We start from the raw sequence: 19,722 nt of genomic DNA on the forward strand, positions 1-19,722 counted from the left end.
GTTACAACCAGAGGTCGAGGTCGGTCACCGCGTCGTGGTCGCGTTCGAGCGGTTCCTCGAAGGCGCGGAGGTTCACTTCGCCGGCGAAGACGGTCGCCGAGTCGAGGTGACCCGCGAGCGCCTGCCCGCTGCGCCGAGAGAGAATCGCGTGCGTGTGTGCGAAAGGTTCGCCGTCGAGGAGCGCGACGTTACCCACGCAGGCGGCGACTTCGAGCGGCTCGTCGAACGTCACGGACTGGTACTCCTGGTCCGTCTGGTCGTAGAACCAGAGTTCGGCGTCCTGGACGGCACCCATGGCGTTGAACCACGCGGACTCGATGTCCTTGCGCGCGCAGAACTCCTCGATCTCCTCGCGCCAGTCCGCACCGTGTTCGAGGCGGGCGAGGTACTCCTCGCTCACCGTCACCGCTCGAGCGTTCATGCAGCGTACCACGAGCGAGTCGGACTAAAATGTGAATGGTCTGGCCGCCGGGCGTCCGGCGGCGGGCTTACGGGGCCGGAGCGATTATCGCCACTCGTCGAGCGCGAGCGCGTCGGCTACGTCAGCGGCGAGCCACGCGTCATCGCGGGAGATGTCCGCGATAATAAGACGCTGGCCCGTCTGAGAGCGATCCACCGAGGCCATAACCTCGGCGCCCGAGTCGTCGACGGAAGCCGTCGCATCCGGCGTCATGTATGATACATAGTGACACCCCTATATAAGTGGACCGAAACGGCGGGCCGAGAGGAACCCCCGTTACCCGATTCTGTCGTCCCGAAAAGTGGTTTAAAATGTAAAACGAGTTCTATGGGGATTCTCGTGGCATTTTTCGCCGCTTATGTATGGTACTACAACCCTTCCACGCTACACTATATCAAACAAATCGAATACGGTAAGTTTATCCACGCGGCACGGGAAGATTGGTTCGAATGCCAGACACTAACAAACTCTCGCGTCGCCGTTTCCTGAAGGCAACGGGTGGGGCCGCCACGGCCGCCGCCCTCGCCGGTTGTACCGGCGGTGACGGTGAAGAGACGACGACGACCGAATCCGGTGGCGAGGAGACCACCACCGCGACGACGACCGAAGAGGACACGGGCACGGAACTCTCCGGCTCGGTGTTTAACCGCATCCTCTCGGGCACCATCACGACGATGGACCCCGTCGCCGCGACCGACACGTCGTCGGGCATCATCATCCAGCAGGTCTTCGACTGCTTGATGTCGTACCCGAACGCCCTGCCGACGGTCGAAAACGAGCTCGCCGCGGACTACACGGTCTCCGACGACTTCACGACCTACACGTTCCAGCTCGCCGACGCGACCTACCACAACGGCGAGACGGTCACCGCGTCCGACTTCACCTACGCGTGGGAGCGCCTCGCGGCCTCCGAGAACAGCCGCCGCGCCTACTTCATCCTCGACTCCGTCGGCGTGGAACACGAGACGGACGACGAAGGCAACTACGTCCCCGGTTCGCTCGGCGTCGAAACCGGCGAGACGGAGACCGAACTCGTCGTCAACCTCTCGGAGCCGTTCCACGACACCCTCGAGATGTTCGCCTACACCTCGTTCGCCGCCCTCCCCGAGGGCGTCCTCGGCGACGTCGAGGGCTACGACGGCGAGATGGAGTACACCGAGTTCGCCTCGAACAACCCCATCGGCGCGGGTCCGTTCGAGTTCGCCTTCTGGGAGCAGGGTACCGCCGCGGCCGTCTCCAAGTACGACGACTACTACGGACAGGTCGCACAGGTCGACAACGTCCGCTGGCAGGTCATCGAGGACGACACGGCCCGCTACAACTACGCGATGAACGAGAACGCGGACTACTTCGGACTGCCCACCGCGCAGTACGACCCCGGTCTCGTTCAGGTGGAGTCGACCGACGAGTACGGTCGTGAAATCGGTAAGTACGGTCCTGTCCGCAACGGGAAGACGCTCAACTACGTCGGCGTCCCGACGCTGTCGATCTTCTACGTCGGCTTCAACATGGAGAAGGTCCCGAAGCCGGTCCGTCAGGCGTTCGCCTACGTCCTGAACCAGGGCCAGATGGTCTCGGAGGTCTTCAAGGGCCGCGGTTCCCCCGCACAGCTCTTCACGCCGCCGACTATCTTCCCCGGTGGCGCGCAGGCCGCAAACGAACTCATCGACTCCGAATACCCGTACAACGCGGACGAGACGGACATCCAGGCCGCCCGCGAGGTCATGGAGGAAGCCGGCTACGGTGAGGACAACAAGTTCGAGGTCCAGTGGACCCAGTACAACTCCAACACGTGGGAGGAAATGGCGAGCATCCTCCGCGACCAGCTCGCGTCCGCCCACATCAACATGCAGATTCAGAAGGCCGACTTCTCGACGCTCCTCGAGCGCGGCCGCAACGGTCAGCTCGAAGCGTACACCCTCGGCTGGATCGCCGACTGGCCGGCCCCGGACAACTTCCTGCAGCTCCTGAACCCGCCGCAGACGGACACGTCCAAGCAGGGCCCCATCTCGTACGTCAACTGGACGGCCGAAAACGGCGACGCCTACCAGCAGGCGACCGACGCCTACCAGCAGGTCGTCAACAACCCGGCCCCGACCGACGAGGCCCAGCAGATCCGCGACGAAGCCTACGTCGACATCGAGACGGCCAACTGGGAAGACGTCGCGATGCTGCCCATCTACAACCGCAAGGACGAGACGTTCTGGTACGACACCGTGAACATCGAGCCGTTCGGTGGCATGGGTCCGAGCCGCCAGAAGCTCAACAACGTCACCCTCAACCGGTAAGACCGGGTAGTACGGGCGCTCCCTCGCGTCCCGTCTCAATCGAAACTCCCGGTTATTTTTGACAAGCGTGCAGTTAGTCTCTACTATATACTATAATATGGTAGTAGAGTTGCTGAAACTGCGACATTAGGACTTCGAAACGCAAGACATATCCATACCACTCATTAAACCAATACAATAATGTCCGCTCGAACGGTCTGCGAGGTGATGCCATGAGTCGATGGCAGTACTTCCTCCGCAGGGTACTGATGTCGATTCCTGTCGTCATCTTCGGGACGACAATTACGTTTGCCCTCATCCGCCTGGGGCCACTCGACCCCGTTTCGGCGATTCTGGGGACGCAATACAACCCACAGGCGGCAGAACAGATTCGGACGAACCTCGGGTTGAATCAGCCGCTCTGGAGTCAGTACCTCGACTTCATGTACGAGTTGTTCACCTTCCAACTCGGCCAGTCGTGGGTCATCGCGCCAGGGACGACCGCGTACGAACTCATCGAGATCTACGCGCCCCGGACGATTTGGCTCGGCTTCTGGTCGGTCGTCATCGCGCTGTTCGTCGGGATTCCGCTCGGCTTCTACGCCGGGCTGAACCCGAACACGCCCTCCGACTACGCCGCCTCCTTCGGCGGAATCGTCTGGCGCGCGATGCCAAACTTCTGGCTGGCAATCATGCTCGTCACGGCCCTCTCGCAACTCGGGACGTGGACGAACGGCCTGTTCACGTGGCAGACGTGGATCGTCAGGACGAACGTCGTGACGCCGCCGGCGCTCGGCTTCTTCCAGTCACCGGTCGAGCAGTTCCTCGCCGACCCCGGGGGGTGGACTGAGTCGTTCATCCGGGCGACGAAGCAGATCGCCCCGGCCGCGCTCGTCCTCGGGTCTGCGTCGATGGGGAACGAGATGCGCATCGGCCGCACCGCCGTCCTCGAAACCATCAACTCGAACTACGTCGAGACCGCCCGCGCGAAGGGCGTCTCCGGGCGCTCGCTCGTCTGGAAGCACATCTTCCGGAACGCGCTCATCCCGCTCGTGCCAATCATCACGGGCGAGGCGTTCCTGCTTCTCGGCGGGTCGGTGTTCGTCGAGACGGTCTTCGCCATCAACGGCCTCGGCTGGCTGTTCTTCAACGCAGCCATCAACGGGGACCTGCCGCTCATCGGGACGCTGATGTTCATCTTCATACTCATCCTGGTCGGCACGAACATCCTACAGGACTTCCTGTACACGATTATCGACCCGCGCGTCGGGTACGACGGGTGAATCACAGTGAGCACGACAACCGAAACCGAAATTCCGCTCCGACAACGAGTCGCTGAGAACCCCCAGCCCGCGCTGATTTGGGCCGCCGTCGGTGCAGTCCTCATCGGCGTCGAACTGGGCGCTATCCTCCAAGTCGTCGGCGCCGTCGCCGGCGTGGTCGTCAACCTCATCCCCGGTGACCCCGGCGCGTCCGCCGTCCAGTCGCTGCAGGCGGCGTTCGACGCGATTCCGACGCTCGTCTCCCGCGACGTGATTCCGAACCAGGGCTACTGGGACGGCACGGGCTACGAGAACACGTTCCTCGGGCTCTCGCCCGCAGTCGCGTGGGCCATCCGCGTCGTGTTCGTCTACGCGTACGCCTTCGCGGTGCTGGCGTGGGCGTGGAACGGCTACAAGCGGTTCCGCCGCCACTACCGCCGCGTCGACTGGACGCCGCGGGACGACGTGGTCAACCGCTTCCGGGGTCATTCCTGGGGCAAGTTCGGGCTCATTATCGTCATCACGTTTGTGGTCATGGCGGTATTCGCGCCCGCGCTCGGTCCGACCACGATGGAGCAGAACATCCTCCAGCCGTACGACTACGAGGTCAGCTACTGGAGCGAAGACACCCAGAGCGTCGAAACCGTCCTCGTCGGCGAGGCCAACCTCGGCTCCGGGTCGCAGGGTGCAGGTGACGAGAACGTCGCGCCGATGACGTACGACGACTTCGGCAGGTTCCATCCGTTCGGCACGGCGACAAACGGGAAGGACTTATTCACACAGGTGGTGTTCGGGGCCAGGATATCACTAACCATCGCCGTCGTCGCCATGGGAATCGCCGGCCTCATCGGCCTCGGCTTGGCCATGATAACGGCGTACTACAAGGGACTGGCTGACTTGGCGACGGTGTTAGTCTCAGACTCGATACAGGCGTTGCCGGTCATCATGGTCCTCATCTTGATGCTCGTCATCTTCCAGAACACCTGGGTGAGGGAGTTGTACGACGGCGCGGTGCTCATCATCCTCATCTTCAGTATCGTCTACTGGCCGTTCATCTGGCGGTCGATACGTGGGCCAGCGCTCCAGGTGTCCGAGCAGGACTGGATCGACGCCGCGAAGTCGTTCGGTCAGACGCCGACGCAGGTCATGCGCAAGCACATGGCCCCCTACGTGTTCAGCTACATGCTCATCTACGCCTCGCTCAGTCTCGGTGGTATCATCATCAGCGTCGCCGGGCTCTCCTACCTCGGGCTCGGCATCACCGCGCCGACCCCCGAGTGGGGCCGGCTCATCGCGAACGGACAGCAGTACGTCGCGAGTCCCTCGTGGCACATTTCGCTCGTCCCCGGCCTCCTCATCACGCTCGTCGTGACCGGCCTGAACGCCTTCGGCGACGGCATCCGCGACGCCATCGACCCGCAGGCCGACACCGGTGACGAGGCCGCGGCCACTGGAGGTGGCGCATGAGCACCGAACAGGCGAGTTCGACCCGGACCGAGGGCGAACCCCTGCTCTCCGTCGAGAACCTCCGAACGTCGTTCTACACGGACAAAGAGGTTATCCGCGCGGTCGACGGCATCTCGTTCGACATCTTCCGCGGCGAGACCGTGGGTATCGTCGGCGAGTCCGGCTCCGGCAAGTCCGTCACGGCCCGCTCTATCATGCGGCTGGTGGAAAAGCCCGGCCGCATCGAGAACGGCCGCATCATGTACGACGGCGAGGACCTCCTCGACAAGTCGCCGAAGCAGATGCGCTCTATCCGCGGCGGCAGCATCGCCATGGTGTTCCAGGACCCGCTGACGAGCCTGAACCCCGTCTACACGGTTGGCAACCAAATCAAGGAGGCGCTTCGCCTCCACCGCGGACTGAGCGGGTCGAAGGCGACGAAAGAGGCCATCGAACTGCTCGAAGCGGTCGGGATTCCGGACGCGCACCGTCGCGTCCGCGAGTATCCTCACCAGTTCTCCGGCGGGATGCGCCAGCGCGCCGTCATCGCGATGGCGCTCGCGTGCGATCCCGAACTGCTCATCTGCGACGAGCCGACGACGGCGCTCGACGTGACCATCCAGGCGCAGATTCTGGAACTCCTCGAAGAGCTTCAGGAGGAACGCGACCTCGGCATCATGTTCATCACCCACGACATGGGCGTCATCGCCGAAATCGCGGACCGCGTCAACGTGATGTACGCAGGCGAAATCGTCGAGAGCGCGCCCGTCGTCGAACTGTTCGAGTCGCCGAAACACCCCTACACGCAGGGGCTTCTCAACTCCATCCCCGGACAGGGGCTCGACGAAGACGAGCGCCTCGCGACCATCGAGGGCGACGTGCCGACACCGAACGAGGACCCGACGTACTGTCGGTTCGCCCCCCGGTGCCCGAAGGCGTTCGCCGAGTGCGACACGGTACACCCCAAGCCCGTCGAAGTCGGTGACGGCACGGACGACCACCGAGCGTCGTGTCTGCTGTACCCCGAAGACCTCCCCACGGAGGAGGCGGTCGCCGTCCACCGCGAGGGCGGACAGCGCGGAGGTGACACGCGATGAGTACGACATCCACCGAAGAAGAGCGGAGCACCGAGGCGCGCGGAGACACCATCCTCGAGGTCAACGACCTCAAGACCTACTACGAGGACGGCGGCTTCCTCGGCAGCAACCCCGTGAAAGCGGTCGACGGCGTCTCGTTCGACATCCAACGCGGCGAGACGCTCGGACTCGTCGGTGAGTCCGGCTGCGGGAAGTCCACCCTCGGTCGCACGCTGATGCGCCTCGAAGAGGCCACCGCGGGCGAGGTCAAACTCAACGGCACGGACATCACCACACTGTCCGGCTCGGACCTCAAGCAGTTCCGCAAAGACGTACAGATGGTGTTCCAAGACCCCGATTCGAGCCTCAACGAGCGGATGACCGTGGGCGAAATCGTCCGCGAGCCGCTCGACGTGCACGACTGGAAGACCCCGTCGGAGCGCCGCGAGCGCGTCCGCGAACTGCTCGAAACCGTCGGCCTGCAGGAACAACACTACTACCGCTACCCGCACCAGTTCTCCGGCGGCCAGCGCCAGCGCATCGGCATCGCCCGCGCGCTCGCGCTCGAACCGGAGTTCATCATCCTCGACGAGCCGGTGTCGGCGCTCGACGTGTCCGTGCAGGCGAAGATTCTCAACCTGCTCGAAGACCTGCAAAACGAGTTCGGGCTAACGTACCTGTTTATCGCCCACGACCTCGCGGTCGTCCGCCACATCTGCGACCGCGTCGCGGTGATGTACCTCGGCAACATGATGGAAATCGGGCCGGCCGACGAGATGTTCGACCAGCCGGCGAACCCGTACACGCACGCGCTGTTGTCGTCGATTCCGGAGCCAGACCCGACTATCGAACGCGACCGCATCACCCTCCGCGGGACGCCGCCGAGCCCGCGCGACCCGCCGGCGGGCTGTCCGTTCTCGACGCGCTGTCCGGTGAAGATTCGCCCGTCGGCGTACAGAGACATGGACACCGACCTCTGGGAGCGCATCGAGGTCTTCCGCGAGGTTCTCCGTGAGCGCTCGCGGGCCGACCCCTCGTTGAGCGACCGCGTCCGGAAACTGCTCGGCCGCGAGAGCCACCGCGCCGGGATGGACGAAATTATCCCCGAACTGTTCGGCGAACTGGACGTGCCTTCGGACGTGATGTCGCACATCCGCGAGGCCGCCGACTACGCCGAAAACGACGACGAGGACGCCGCGCGGGCCTACCTCCGCGAGGAGTTCGGCAGCGTCTGTGACCACGAGCGACCCGACCAGCTTTCGGTCGGCAACCGGGGTCGCTTGAGCCTCTGTCACCGCCACGAGCCCGAGTACGAAGAGCCGGCGGCCGTCTTCGAGACGCTCGTCCAATAATGGAGTTCGACCCACGCCGCTTCGGCGTCAAGACCATCGACGCCGTGGTCTACGCCGTCTCACTCACCGGCGTGGTGTTCGTCGTGACCGCCCTCGTGAGCACGCTCGCCGGCAACGGACTGCCCGGCGCGAAGTGGCTCATGTTCTTTCTCGGGTTCGCCATGTTCGGCTACGCGTCGCTGAAAGTCCGCCCGAAGGCGGCGTGGAAGAGCGGAAACGGGAACGGAAACGGCGGCAGCGACGGCGGCCTGTTCTCGGGGAGCGACGAACCGGTCGGCGTCGAGAAACTCGTCGGCGACGCGCTCGACGCGGTACTCCCGCCGCGACTACGACCCACGAACAGTGACGAGCGGCCGTCGAGCGGCGTGAAACTCCTCCTCGCGTCGGTCTGTATCCTCGCGACTTCGTACGCGATGGAAGTCGTCTTCGGCATCAACTACTGACCGGCCCGGACTCCCTTCGGCATCGACTGCGCTGACACCCCCGTGGCCTTCGATGCCTTTTACCATATACGTCGTCCAGAACTGGTATGGCCGAACTCGGAGACGACGAGACGCCCGATGTCGAACGAATCGCCGGCGAGGCGGACCGCCGCCGCGAGGCGTGGGGCGCGACACTCGACGACATGACAGCGATGGCCGACGAGTTCGAAGCCGACGGGTGGGAGACGGTCCGCATCCCGGCGGGCGACAGCGGTCCGTTCGGTCCCTCCAGCGGCAAGGGCGACGAGGGGGCGTTCGGCCTCGCGTACGTCATTCCCGGCGACAAAGCCGAGACGGTCGCCGACCTGTTCGAAGCGACGTCGTTCCCCGAGTACGAGGTGTACCGCGCGGAGAACGACGGCCGCGTCTACATGGTGACGGCGCTGTTCTCGCCGGACGCCGAGACCGCTATCTTCCTCGCGGGCGCGTGGGACCTTCGCGAGGCGCTTGAGTGCGCGACCGTCGCCGTCGAGGAAGGTCGGATGTACACCTACCTCCAGAAACTCGACGGTACCGTCGTCGGCGTCGTCGAACACGACGACCCCGAGAAGTTCTTCCCCAACCTCGACGCGATTCGGCGGTACGCGCCGAACAGCGACGACGACGCCGAAGGCGACGCGAGCGACGACAACTGAATCGGATTCGTTCTGCATTCGTTTTCGGAGGACTCACGACGCTCCCGCGAGCGGCGTCGGACGCCTGTCAGCGAGGCGAAAGCGTTCGCAGAGTACATTAGGCGGGGGAAAGAAAGCGGGTGTATGAAAGTAGCCGACGCGATGACCCGCGGTGAGGAGGTCGTGACGGTGTCCCTGCCGGGCACGCGCGACGACGTTCTGGAATACCTCCAAGAGCGTGGGTTCTCTTCTGTTCCTGTGGTGAAAGAGACCGACGAGGGGACGAAGTACCGAGGCCTCATCTCTCGGGAGGACCTCATCGAACACCCCGACGAGGACCAACTGGCGGTGCTTGTCCGCGAGGTGCCGACCGCGAGCGCCGACGACGACCTCGAAGCGGTGGCCGCGACGATGGTCTCGGAGGGCGCGCGCCGAATCCCCGTCATCGACGGCGACGCCATCGAGGGCATCCTCACCGTCACCGACGTGATCCGAGCCATCGCCCGCGGCGACATCGACGGCGAGACCGAGGTCGGCGACCTCGCCGCCCGCGACGTGAACACGACGTACGTCGACGTGCCCCTGCACATCGTCGAGCGCGAGATATTCTACGCGAACGTACCCTACGCGGTCGTCCTCGACGACGAGGCCTCGCTGGCCGGCATCGTGACCGAAGTCGACATCATCGAGGTCGCCCGCGTCGTCGAAGGCGAGGCCGGCACCGGCGACTCGGTCGCAAACCAGGACGACGAGTGGATGTGGGAGGGCATCAAGGCGGTCGGCAACCGCTACATCCCGACCCGGAACGTCGAGATTCCGGCCGAACCGGTCTCGAAGTTCATGACCGACGACCTCGTGAGCGTCCCGACGCGCGCCACCGCCAAGGACGCCGCCCAGACGATGATTCGCGAGGACATCGAGCAGATTCCGCTCGTCTCCGGCGACGAACTCATCGGCATCGTCCGCGACATCAACCTGCTGGAGGCGCTGTATGAGTGAGGGCGACGAGTCCGCCGCCCTCACCGAGCTCGCGAAGCGCCGAGGCTTCTTCTTCGGCTCCTCAGAGGCCTACGGCGGCGTCGGCGGGTTCTACACCTACGGCCCGCAGGGCGCGGCCCTGAAGTCCAACGTCGAGGAGGCGTGGCGCGAGCGCTTCGCCGTCCAGGAGGGCAACCTCGAAATCGAAGCGCCGACCATCATGCCCGAACCCGTCTTCGAGGCGTCGGGCCACCTCGACGGCTTCGACGACATGCTCGTCGAGTGCGCCGAATGCGGCGAGTCCCACCGCGCGGACCACCTCATCGAGGACAACTCCGAGCTGGAGGACGCGGAGACGCTGTCGCCCGAGGAGGCGGCGGAGAAAATCGCCGACCTCGGCCTCGTCTGTCCGACCTGCGGCGCGGACCTCGCGGGCCAGTCCGTCGAGGACTTCAACCTCATGTTCGAGACGAACATCGGTCCCGGTTCCTCGACGCCCGGCTACCTCCGCCCCGAGACGGCGCAGGGCATCTTCGTGGAGTTCCCGCGCATCAAAGAGTACGCGCGCAACAGCCTCCCGTTCGGCGTGACACAGGTCGGCCGCGCCTACCGCAACGAGATTTCGCCGCGGAAGAGCATCGTCCGCACCCGCGAGTTCACGCAGGCCGAACTGGAGCACTTCATCGACCCCGAACGCGACGAGGCCGACCTCTCCGCGGTCGAGGACGTGGAGGTGCTTCTGTACCCCGCGACCGAGCAGGAGGCCGACGACGGGGACTACGTCGAGACGACCATCGGCGAGGCCGTCGAAGACGGCGTCATCGGCAACGCGTGGCTCGGCTACTTCCTCGGCATCGCCCAGGAGTGGTACGAGACGGTCGGCGTCGACATGGATCGCTTCCGCTTCCGCCAGCACCTCGCGGGCGAGCGCGCCCACTACTCCTCGGACTGCTGGGACGCCGAGAGCGAGGTTGACGGCGACTGGATCGAAATCGCGGGCTTCTCCTACCGGAGTGACTACGACCTCTCGAAACACGGCGAGTACGGCGACGACGACTTCACCGTGTTCCAGCAGTACGACGAGCCGAAGACGGTCGAGCGCGCCGTCGTCGACCCCGACATGGCGACGCTCGGCCCCGAGTTCGGCGCGCAGGCCGCCGACGTGGCCGACGCGCTGGAGACCCTCGCCGAGCGCGACCCCGACGCCTTCGACGCCGACGAGGTCACCCTCGACATCGACGGCGAGGAGATCACCGTCGACACCGACGTGGCCAACTTCTCGGTCGAGACGCAGACCGAGGCGGGCGAACACATCACGCCCCACGTGGTCGAGCCCTCGTTCGGTATCGACCGCACGGTGTACACGCTCCTCGCGCACGCCTACGAGACCGACGAGGTCGACGGCGAGGCGCGGAGCTACCTCTCGCTTTCGCCGTCTGTCGCGCCGACGAACGTCGGCGTCTTCCCGCTCGTGAGCAACGTGGACGAACTGGTCGACCTCGCCGACGACGTGGCCGCCGAACTCCGCGCGGCCGGTTTCGCGGTCGTCTACGACGACTCCGGCAGCATCGGTCGGCGCTACCGCCGACAGGACGAGGTGGGCACGCCGTTCTGCATCACCATCGACCGCGACGGCCTCGAAGGCGACGGCGCGAACACCGTCACCATCCGCGAGCGCGACAGCGGCAAGCAGGTCCGACTGCCCGTCGACGACCTCGTCGGAACGCTGGTCGGCCTGCGCGCCGGCACCGCCTCGTTCGACGACGTGCTCGACGAGAACGAGGTCGTCGAGGCGTAACCCGCCGTGGGGCGACCGAGCACCGCCGAGGTGAAACGGCGACTGGTCCACGCGAGCGGCTCGGGGATGCCGCTTTTGTATCTCCTCGGGCTGGTCGAGTGGCGTACCCTCGGGTATCTGTTCGTCTTCCTCGCGGCGGTCGTCAGCGTCCTCGAACTGCTCCGACTGTTCGGCGGTCTCGAGTGGGCCGTCTACGACGAACTCACCCGCGAGTACGAACAGGACAACGTCGCCGGCTACGCGCTGTACGTCTACAGCCAGACCGCCGTCGCGCTGGTGTTCGACCCGCACGTCGCGGTCCCGGGGATGTTCATGCTCACCATCGGCGACCCGATAAGCGGCCTCATGGGCTCCGCACCGGTCGGCGAACTGAAGTCGGTGCGGACGCTCGCGGCGATGTTCGCGGTCTGTTTCGTCCTCGCCGCGCCGTTCGTGATTCCCGTCTCGGGAGTCGTCGCGGGCGGCCTCGCCGCGGCCGCCGGAGCAGCCGGGGCGACGCTGGCCGACGGGGTGAAGCCGGTCGTCGCCGGCTACGTCATCGATGACAACCTCTCGATTCCGCCGGTCGCCTGCGTCGCTATCGCGGGGACGCTCTGGCTGGTCGGCGTCGCGTAAGCGGTCGGCGTTCGGGCGTCGGTCCGTGATGCGATTTTATTTCAGTTGACCACGAATCGGACAGTCATGACTGTCTACGAGAGCGACCTTCCGGGCGTCGGGAAGAAACACGAGGTGGAACTCGGCGACGGCTCCCGGCTCGTCATCGTGACGCACAACAGCGGCAAGCGGGAGGTGTTCCGGCGCGCGAGCGCCGACAGCGACTCCGAGAAGTTGTTCGAACTCACCGACAAACTGGCCCGACAGGTGGGGACGCTTCTCGAAGGCGCGTACTTCCAGCCGGTCCAGACAGAGAGCATCGAGACGCTTCTCGGCGGGGACACGCTCATCGAGTGGGTCGAAGTCGGTGCAGACTCCGAGATTGCGGGCAAGACCCTCGGTGAGTCCGACCTCCGGCAGGCGACCGGCGCGTCCGTCATCGCCATCGAGCGCGGCGACGAGGTCGTCACGTCGCCCGGCGGCGACGCGATGGTCGAAGCCGGTGACACGCTGGTCGTCATCGGTCCGAAGGCGGCCTGCCGCGACTTCACAGCGCTCGTCAAAGGGACCTAATGGCAGCGGCGCTGCTCGAATTCGGCTATCTGTTCGTCGTCTTGGCGGTCGTCGGAGCGGTCGCGCTCCGCCTCGGTCTGTCGGTGATTCCCCTCTACGTCGTCGGCGGCGTCGTCGCCGGACCGTACGTCGCCGGGCGGTTCGGCCTCCCGTACGTCCCGAACGGCGAAATCGTGACGATTCTCGCGGAACTCGGTATCGTCCTCCTCCTGTTTTTCCTCGGCCTGGAGTTCAGCCTCGACCGCCTCCGGTCGTCGGGGGCGAAAATCGGCCGCGCGGGCGTCATCGACCTCGCGGTGAACCTCCCCATCGGCGTCGCCATCGGTCTCGTCCTCGGGTGGTCGCCGGTGGAGGCGCTGTTGCTCGGCGGCATCGTCTACATCTCGTCGTCGGCCATCGTGACGAAGACGCTCATCGATCTCGGGTGGATTGCGGACCCCGAGTCGGAGCCGATTCTGGGCACGCTCGTCTTCGAAGACCTCGCCATCGCGGTCTACCTCGCGGTCGTCACCTCGCTCGTGCTCGGCGGCGACGGCGGCGTCGCGGCCATCGGCCGGTCGCTCGCCATCGCCTTCGGCTTCCTCGGCCTCCTGTTCGTGGCCGTCCAGTACGGGACGCCGCTTTTCGCCCGCGTCCTCGACGTAGAGAACCAGGAGGCGTTCGTCCTGCGGGCGCTCGCGGTCGTCGTTCCCATCTCGGGTGCGGCGCTCGCGCTCGGGGTGAGCGAGGCTGTCGCGGCGTTCTTCGTCGGCATGGGCTTTTCGACGAGCGGCCACCGGGAGCGACTCGAACACCAGCTCGTCTCCGTGCGCGACGTGTTCGCCGCGGTGTTCTTCTTCTGGATCGGCCTTGGCACCGACCCGACGCTGCTGGCGGCGGCGGCCGTCCCGCTCGCCATCGCGGTCGTCGTGTCCACGCCGTCGAAGATTCTCTCGGGCTATCTCGGCGGTCGGGCGTACGACCTCTCGGCGCACCGGTCGCTCCGGGTCGGCGTCGGGATGGTCCCCCGCGGCGAGTTCTCGCTCGTCATCGCGGCACTGGCCGCCGCGGGCACGACACCGGTGATGCGCGAAATCATCCCGGCGTTCGCGGTCGGCTACGTCTTCGTCATGAGCGCGCTCGGGACGGTGCTGATGCAGCGGTCGGACCTCGTGGAGCGACTGGTCTTCCGCGGCGGCGCGGCGGACGGAGAGACCTCGACCGAGAGCGCCTGATTCGTCCCGGCGCGACGTTTTCGAGCCGTCGACGCCGACCGACCCGAACGGCCACAGAACACTTACCGGAGGAGCCGTCACGTTGCGGGTGCTATGACCCTTATCGAGTGGCTCGTCATCGCAGTCGTCGTGGTCGCGATTATCGCGCTCGTGGTCGCGCTCGTCGACAACGAACTGCTGGTCGAACTCGCCGGGGAGTTGCTCGACTGAGGAAACGTTTGCGTCGCCGGAAGCGTTTAATAGGAATGACTTCGTAGCGTTTCACAACCATGGCGACTCGCAGCACCTTCGCCACTTTTGCCCCGCTGCGAGCCGCGGCTGTCCGACCCCGACGACGGGCCCTTTAGGGCCACAATCATCATCTCCTTCGGGACACGTCGAAAACGCTAATCTTCCATTTTCGTGCCTATAGGCATCTCTACCACTTAATTTCACAAATTGAATGCAAAGAATTTATCTGTATGTCCCCGCCACAGACGAGTACATGAAGAAAGTCGCACTCGCGTTCTCGGGCGGACTCGACACAACAGTCTGCGTCCCGATTCTCGAAGAGGAGTACGGATACGACGAAGTCATCGGCGTCACGGTCGACGTCGGCCAGCCCGAAGAGGAGTTCGAGGAGGCCTACGAGACGGCCGAGGCCCTCGGACTGGAGCACCACGTCGTCGACGCGAAACAGGAGTTCGCACAGCTCTGTCTCGACTCCGTGTGCGCCAACGCGGACTATCAGGGCTATCCGCTCGGCACCGCGCTCGCGCGCCCGGTCATCGCCAAGGCCATCCTCGAACTCGCCGAGGAACACGACTGCGAGGGCATCGCCCACGGCTGTACGGGCAAGGGTAACGACCAACTCCGCTTCGAGGCCGTCTGGCGCGCCTCCGACCTCGAAGTCATCGCGCCCGTCCGCGAGATGGGCATGACCCGCGAGTGGGAAATCGAGTACGCCGCCGAGAAGGACCTCCCGGTGCAGGGCGGCAACGAGGGCGTCTGGTCCATCGACACGAACCTCTGGAGCCGTTCCATCGAGGGCGGCAACCTCGAAGACCCCGGCTACGTCCCGCCGGAGGACATCTACGAGTGGACCGACCAGCCGTCCGGCGAGACGGAACTCATCGAAATCACGTTCCAAGACGGCTACCCGGTCGCCGTCGACGACGAGGAGATGGAGCCCCTCGAACTCATCTCGCTTCTCAACGAGAAGGCCGGCAAGCACGGCGTCGGCCGCACGGACATGATGGAAGACCGCATGCTCGGCCTCAAGGTGCGCGAGAACTACGAGCACCCGGCCGCGACGACGCTCCTGAACGCCCACGAGGCGCTCGAAGGGCTCGTCCTCACGAAGGAGGAACGCGACTTCAAGGCCACCGTGGACAACGAGTGGTCCCAGAAGGCCTACGAGGGCCTCATCGACGCCCCGCTCGTGGGCGCGCTGAACGCCTTCCTCGAAAAGACCCAAGAGCGCGTCACGGGCACCGTGACCATCAAGTTCGAGGGCGGACAGGCCCGCCCGGTCGGCCGCGAGTCCGAGTACGCCGCGTACTCCGAGTCCGCCGCCTCCTTCAACACGGAGACGGTCGACGGCATCGAGCAGGCCGACGCGACGGGCGTCGCCAAGTACCACGGCTTCCAGGCGCGTCTCGCCAACCAGAGCGCGAAGAAGCAGAAGCCCGAACTCGCCGCAGACGGCGGTAGCGACGAGTAAGATGGCAGGCGAGGACGGCGACTCCGAGGGCGTCATCCGCCGGGACCGCTTCAGCGGCGGCCCCGCCCGCGGGTTCATGTCGAGCCTCGCGGCCGACGAACGCATCTTCGAGGCCGACCTCGCCGTCGACCGGGCGCACGTCGTGATGCTCGCGGCCCAAGACATCATCGAGTCCGAGGTCGCGAGCGAGATTCTCGCCGCGCTGGACGAGGTCGAGGCCGCGGGCCACGGCTCGCTTGCCGGCGGCGAAGACGTCCACGAGGCCATCGAGGCCGCCGTCATCGACATCGTCGGCCCCGACGGCGGGAAGATGCACACCGCCCGCTCGCGCAACGACGAGGTGGCGACCTGCATCCGCTACCGCCTGCGCGAGGACGTGCTTTCGGCCCTCGACGCGGCGCTCGCCCTGCGCGAGTCGTTAGTCGAGACGGCCGCCGAACACACCGAGACGGTGATGCCCGGCTACACGCACCTCCAGCCCGCGCAACCGACGACGGTCGCGCACTTCTTGCTCTCGTACGAACGGGCGGTCGCCCGCGACTGCGCCCGCCTCATGTGCGCGTACGAGCGCATCAACCAGTCGCCGCTCGGGTCGGCGGCGTTCGCGGGCACGCCCTTCGACGTGAACCGCGAACTCGTGGCCGACCTGCTCGGCTTCGACCGCGTGATGGAGAACTCGATGGACGCCTCCGCGACCCGCGACTTCCTCGCGGAGACGCTGTCGGCGCTCACGACCCACGCGGTCACGCTCTCCGGCCTCGCCGAGGACCTCGTGATATTCTCGAACAAGGGCCTCGTCGAGCTGTCGGACGACTACTCGTCGACCTCCTCTATCATGCCGCAGAAGAAGAACCCCGACACGATGGAACTCGTTCGCGCCGTCGCGGGCGACGCCGTCGGGGAACTCACCGGCCTCCTGACGACGCTCAAGGGGCTGCCGCGCGCGTACAACCGCGACCTCCAGCGCGCCCACAAACACGCGTTCCGCACTGTCGACGACGTGGCCGAGGCGGCCGCGGTCGCCGCCGGCGCGGTCGGGTCCGCGACGTGGCCCGAGGACGAACTCGCCGCGGCCGCGGGCGACGGCTTTTCGACCGCGACCGGCGTGGCTGATCTGCTGGCGATGGCCGGCCTGCCGTTCCGCACGGCCCACGAGGTCGTCGCGGAGGCGGCCGCCCGCTCGGAGGGAACGCCCGACGTGGCAACACTTGACGCCGTCGCTACGGACGTATTAGGTGAGTCACTCTTTACACACGTGACAGCCGAGGCCGTCGAAGCCGCGCTCGACCCGACCGAGAGCGTGGCGAGTCGCGATTCGGTCGGCGGGCCCGCGCCCGCCGCCGTGGAGGCGACGCTCTCGACGGCCCGCGACGAACTCTCGGACGACACCGCCGCCGTCGCGGACGCCCGCGACTCGCTCGCGGCGGCCGCCGAGGGCCTCGACGAGGAGGTTTCGAGCTATGTCTGAGTCCACAGACGCGACGCCCGCGGGTCTGCTCCGACGACCGCGAGCGACTGCGCCGCGACGACCGGCGGGGCTCCGACGACCCCGACCGGAACCGCGGCGACGACGACCACGCCCGGCGCGGGAGACGGGTCGACCGGTCCGACGACCGGTCCCGTCTCCGGCGTCGAGTGAGCGTGGCACCCAAGCTCGACGCGTCGTTCGGCCGATCCGTACTGTCGGCCGATTCGACAGATAACACCCGTTAGAGACTTCTTTGCATTAATTTCCGTCTCGTAATTTTCGACGGCTTTAATACTATCCGTCGACCAGCCACGGATGTAATGAGCGACACCATCACCGCGGAAGACCCGCTGAGCGGAGAGGAAATCGAGCTGCCGGCCGACGTCGAAGTCGGCGAAATCATCGACAGCCCCGCCACGGGCGCAGAGCTTGAGGTCGTCTCCCTCGACCCCGTGACACTCGAAGAAGCGCCCGAACTCGAAGAGGACTGGGGAGAGTAAATTGCACGTTGGACTGCTCTATTCCCGGATTCGCCGCGACGAGAAGCTCCTGCTCAACGAGCTTCGCGACCGCGGCCACGAGGTGACGAAGATAGACGTTCGGAAAGAGCAGTTCGACCTCACGGAGCCGCCGGAATCGTTCGACGGGCTCGACGTGGTGGTCGACCGCTGTCTGGCGACGAGCAGGAGTATCTACATCACGCGCTTCCTGCAGTCGTACGGAATCCCGGTCGTCAACTCCCACGAGACCGCCGACATCTGCGCCGACAAGGCGAAAAACAGCCTCGCGCTCGCGGACGCGGGCGTTCCCACGCCGAACACGAAAGTGGCCTTCACGGTCGACTCGGCGATGGAAATCGTCGAGGAGTTCGGCTACCCCTGCGTCCTCAAGCCGGTCGTCGGCTCGTGGGGCCGCCTGATGGCGAAAATCGACTCCGAGTCGGCCGCCGAGGCCATCCTCGAACACAAGTCGACGCTCGGCAACTACGAGCACAAGGTGTTCTACATCCAGGAGTTCGTCGAGAAGCCGGGCCGCGACATCCGCGTGCTCGCCACCGACGGCGAACCCGTGGCCGCGATGGTCCGCTCGTCGGACCACTGGCTCACGAACGCCGCGAAGGGCGCGAGCGTCGAGGAGTTCGAACTCGACGACCGCGCGAAGGAACTCGTGAGGCAGGCGTCCGACGCGGTCGGCGGCGGCCTGCTCGGCGTCGACCTCATGGAAGCGGGTGACGATTACACGGTTCACGAGGTCAACCACACCGTCGAGTTCAAGGCGCTCAACGACGCCGTCGAGACGGACGTTCCCGCGACAGTCGTCGACTGGCTCGAAGCCAAGGTCGACGGCGAGCAGTCGCTGGCGGAGGTCTCGGCGTGAGCGACCAACTCACCGCGGGCGTCGTCGGCGGTTCCGGCTTCACCGGCGGCGAACTGCTCCGCCTGCTCGACGGCCACCCGAACTTCGACGTCGAACAGGCGACGAGCCGCTCCTACGAGCGCAAGACCGTCGGTCACGTCCACCCGAACCTTCGTCACCTCGACCTCCGTTTCACCTCGCCGGAGGACCTCGAATCGGTCGACGTGCTGTTCACGGCGACGCCCCACGGCGTCTCGATGGAGCACATCGACGCCTTTCAGGACGCGGCGGACACCGTCGTCGACCTCTCTGCGGACTTCCGCCTCTCAGAGGCGGCGCAGTACGACGAGTGGTACGACGGCCACGTCTGCCCCGAATACCTCGAACAGTCGGAGTACGCGCTCCCCGAACTGAACCGCGAGAACCTCCCCGGCGCGGACCTCATCGCCGCGGGCGGCTGTAACGCGACCGCGACGATTCTCGGCCTCAAGCCGCTTTTCGACGCCGGCATCCTCTCCGGCGACGAGCAGGTCGTCGTGGACGTGAAAGTCGGCTCGTCGGAGGGCGGCGCGGGCGCGAGCAAGGCGTCGTCGCACGCCGAGCGCTCGGGCATCGTCCGCCCCTACGCGCCGACCGGCCACCGCCACGAGGCCGAAATCGAGGAGTACCTCGGCCTCTCGGTCTCGTTTACCGTCCACGCGGTCGACATGGTCCGCGGCGCGGCGGCGACCTGTCACGTCTTCCCCGACGGCCCCGTCTCGAAGGGCGACATGTGGAAAGCGTTCCGCGGCTCCTACGGCGACGAACCGTTCATGCGCACCGTCGCCGGCGGCGGCGGCGTCTACCGCTACCCGGAACCGAAGTCGGTCGCCGGGACGAACTTCGGCGAGGTCGGCTTCGAAATCGACCCCGGAAACCGACGACTCGTCGTCTTCTCGGCCATCGACAACATGATGAAAGGCTCCGCGGGGCAGGCGGTCCACGCCGCCAACATCGCGCTCGGGCTGGACGAGACCGCAGGACTCGACTTCACCGGCTTCCACCCCATCGGCTCGCCCTGACCGCACCGCCCCCGAACGC

19 protein-coding genes are annotated in these 19,722 nt (G+C 65.9%); 17 read left to right on the forward strand and 2 right to left on the reverse strand.

The features are described 5' to 3' along the window. Nucleotide 1 precedes the first annotated feature (1 nt). Together AM590_RS13700 and AM590_RS20915 are read right to left on the reverse strand one after the other, a co-directional pair. Complete coding sequence (locus tag AM590_RS13700) at nt 2-421, reverse strand: PPC domain-containing DNA-binding protein (protein ID WP_058827959.1); 420 nt, start codon at nt 419-421, stop codon at nt 2-4. Nucleotides 422-505: 84 nt separating this feature from the next. Continuing rightward, complete coding sequence (locus tag AM590_RS20915; RefSeq protein WP_004973981.1) at nt 506-673, reverse strand: hypothetical protein; 168 nt, start codon at nt 671-673, stop codon at nt 506-508. Between the two features lie 236 nt (nt 674-909). On the opposite strand from AM590_RS20915, the gene AM590_RS13705 reads away from it, so the two are divergent. From AM590_RS13705 to argC, 17 genes are all read left to right on the forward strand, one after another. Continuing rightward, on the forward strand, nt 910-2,748 hold the full coding sequence (locus AM590_RS13705; protein ID WP_058827960.1) for an ABC transporter substrate-binding protein: 1,839 nt from the start codon (nt 910-912) through the stop codon (nt 2,746-2,748). 212 nt (nt 2,749-2,960) lie between these two features. After that, nucleotides 2,961-4,010, forward strand: coding sequence for an ABC transporter permease (locus AM590_RS13710; protein WP_058827961.1), 1,050 nt, complete (start codon nt 2,961-2,963; stop codon nt 4,008-4,010). 6 nt (nt 4,011-4,016) lie between these two features. Beyond that, nucleotides 4,017-5,456, forward strand: a complete 1,440-nt coding sequence (locus AM590_RS13715) for an ABC transporter permease (protein ID WP_058827962.1) — start codon at nt 4,017-4,019, stop codon at nt 5,454-5,456. After that, a complete protein-coding gene (locus AM590_RS13720; RefSeq protein WP_058827963.1) occupies nt 5,453-6,532 on the forward strand; it encodes an ABC transporter ATP-binding protein in 1,080 nt (359 codons plus the stop codon). Before AM590_RS13715 ends, AM590_RS13720 begins: the two co-directional genes overlap by 4 nt. Further along, nucleotides 6,529-7,863 carry an ABC transporter ATP-binding protein gene (locus tag AM590_RS13725; protein ID WP_058827964.1) on the forward strand — a complete coding sequence of 445 codons (1,335 nt, stop codon included), beginning with the start codon at nt 6,529-6,531 and terminating at the stop codon, nt 7,861-7,863. Before AM590_RS13720 ends, AM590_RS13725 begins: the two co-directional genes overlap by 4 nt. Next, nucleotides 7,863-8,306, forward strand: a complete 444-nt coding sequence (locus tag AM590_RS13730; protein ID WP_058827965.1) for a hypothetical protein — start codon at nt 7,863-7,865, stop codon at nt 8,304-8,306. The genes AM590_RS13725 and AM590_RS13730 overlap by 1 nt, the downstream gene beginning before the upstream one ends. Nucleotides 8,307-8,392: 86 nt before the next feature. Continuing rightward, complete coding sequence (locus AM590_RS13735) at nt 8,393-8,980, forward strand: hypothetical protein (protein WP_058827966.1); 588 nt, start codon at nt 8,393-8,395, stop codon at nt 8,978-8,980. A gap of 123 nt (nt 8,981-9,103) precedes the next feature. Beyond that, nucleotides 9,104-9,958 carry a CBS domain-containing protein gene (locus AM590_RS13740; protein WP_058827967.1) on the forward strand — a complete coding sequence of 285 codons (855 nt, stop codon included), beginning with the start codon at nt 9,104-9,106 and terminating at the stop codon, nt 9,956-9,958. Further along, on the forward strand, nt 9,951-11,735 hold the full coding sequence (gene glyS, locus AM590_RS13745) for a glycine--tRNA ligase (protein WP_058827968.1): 1,785 nt from the start codon (nt 9,951-9,953) through the stop codon (nt 11,733-11,735). The genes AM590_RS13740 and glyS overlap by 8 nt, the downstream gene beginning before the upstream one ends. A 6-nt stretch (nt 11,736-11,741) precedes the next feature. Beyond that, nucleotides 11,742-12,350: a hypothetical protein gene (locus tag AM590_RS13750; RefSeq protein ID WP_058827969.1), complete on the forward strand. Its 609-nt coding sequence runs from the start codon at nt 11,742-11,744 to the stop codon at nt 12,348-12,350. A 66-nt stretch (nt 12,351-12,416) separates the two neighbouring features. After that, a complete protein-coding gene (locus AM590_RS13755) occupies nt 12,417-12,902 on the forward strand; it encodes a cation:proton antiporter regulatory subunit (protein ID WP_058827970.1) in 486 nt (161 codons plus the stop codon). Further along, nucleotides 12,902-14,116 (forward strand): cation:proton antiporter, encoded by a 1,215-nt coding sequence (locus AM590_RS13760; RefSeq protein ID WP_058827971.1) that lies wholly within the window; start codon nt 12,902-12,904, stop codon nt 14,114-14,116. The genes AM590_RS13755 and AM590_RS13760 overlap by 1 nt, the downstream gene beginning before the upstream one ends. Before the next feature lie 484 nt (nt 14,117-14,600). Then, entirely contained in the window at nt 14,601-15,818 is a 1,218-nt protein-coding gene (locus tag AM590_RS13765) for an argininosuccinate synthase (protein WP_058827972.1), read from the forward strand. A gap of 1 nt (nt 15,819) precedes the next feature. Beyond that, nucleotides 15,820-17,286: an argininosuccinate lyase gene (gene argH / locus AM590_RS13770; protein WP_058827973.1), complete on the forward strand. Its 1,467-nt coding sequence runs from the start codon at nt 15,820-15,822 to the stop codon at nt 17,284-17,286. Between the two features lie 320 nt (nt 17,287-17,606). Further along, nucleotides 17,607-17,786, forward strand: coding sequence for a lysine biosynthesis protein LysW (lysW, locus tag AM590_RS13775; RefSeq protein WP_004045057.1), 180 nt, complete (start codon nt 17,607-17,609; stop codon nt 17,784-17,786). Between the two features lies 1 nt (nt 17,787). Continuing rightward, entirely contained in the window at nt 17,788-18,663 is an 876-nt protein-coding gene (gene lysX, locus AM590_RS13780) for a lysine biosynthesis protein LysX (RefSeq protein WP_058827974.1), read from the forward strand. Continuing rightward, complete coding sequence (gene argC, locus AM590_RS13785) at nt 18,660-19,703, forward strand: N-acetyl-gamma-glutamyl-phosphate reductase (protein ID WP_058827975.1); 1,044 nt, start codon at nt 18,660-18,662, stop codon at nt 19,701-19,703. The genes lysX and argC overlap by 4 nt, the downstream gene beginning before the upstream one ends. Nucleotides 19,704-19,722 lie beyond the last annotated feature (19 nt).

Origin of the sequence: Haloferax sp. Q22, assembly GCF_001482285.1 — an archaeon.
Taxonomy (GTDB): domain Archaea; phylum Halobacteriota; class Halobacteria; order Halobacteriales; family Haloferacaceae; genus Haloferax.

Excerpts from the sequence above, each read along its gene's own strand:
- AM590_RS13700 (WP_058827959.1), bottom strand. The coding sequence starts at position 421 with ATGAACGCTCGAGCGGTGACGGTGAGCGAGGAGTACCTCGCCCGCCTC.
- AM590_RS20915 (WP_004973981.1), bottom strand. The coding sequence starts at position 673 with ATGACGCCGGATGCGACGGCTTCCGTCGACGACTCGGGCGCCGAGGTT.
- AM590_RS13705 (WP_058827960.1), top strand. The coding sequence starts at position 910 with ATGCCAGACACTAACAAACTCTCGCGTCGCCGTTTCCTGAAGGCAACG.
- AM590_RS13710 (WP_058827961.1), top strand. The coding sequence starts at position 2,961 with ATGAGTCGATGGCAGTACTTCCTCCGCAGGGTACTGATGTCGATTCCT.
- AM590_RS13720 (WP_058827963.1), top strand. The coding sequence starts at position 5,453 with ATGAGCACCGAACAGGCGAGTTCGACCCGGACCGAGGGCGAACCCCTG.
- AM590_RS13725 (WP_058827964.1), top strand. The coding sequence starts at position 6,529 with ATGAGTACGACATCCACCGAAGAAGAGCGGAGCACCGAGGCGCGCGGA.
- AM590_RS13730 (WP_058827965.1), top strand. The coding sequence starts at position 7,863 with ATGGAGTTCGACCCACGCCGCTTCGGCGTCAAGACCATCGACGCCGTG.
- AM590_RS13735 (WP_058827966.1), top strand. The coding sequence starts at position 8,393 with ATGGCCGAACTCGGAGACGACGAGACGCCCGATGTCGAACGAATCGCC.
- AM590_RS13740 (WP_058827967.1), top strand. The coding sequence starts at position 9,104 with ATGAAAGTAGCCGACGCGATGACCCGCGGTGAGGAGGTCGTGACGGTG.
- glyS (WP_058827968.1), top strand. The coding sequence starts at position 9,951 with ATGAGTGAGGGCGACGAGTCCGCCGCCCTCACCGAGCTCGCGAAGCGC.
- AM590_RS13755 (WP_058827970.1), top strand. The coding sequence starts at position 12,417 with ATGACTGTCTACGAGAGCGACCTTCCGGGCGTCGGGAAGAAACACGAG.
- AM590_RS13760 (WP_058827971.1), top strand. The coding sequence starts at position 12,902 with ATGGCAGCGGCGCTGCTCGAATTCGGCTATCTGTTCGTCGTCTTGGCG.
- AM590_RS13765 (WP_058827972.1), top strand. The coding sequence starts at position 14,601 with ATGAAGAAAGTCGCACTCGCGTTCTCGGGCGGACTCGACACAACAGTC.
- argH (WP_058827973.1), top strand. The coding sequence starts at position 15,820 with ATGGCAGGCGAGGACGGCGACTCCGAGGGCGTCATCCGCCGGGACCGC.
- lysW (WP_004045057.1), top strand. The coding sequence starts at position 17,607 with ATGAGCGACACCATCACCGCGGAAGACCCGCTGAGCGGAGAGGAAATC.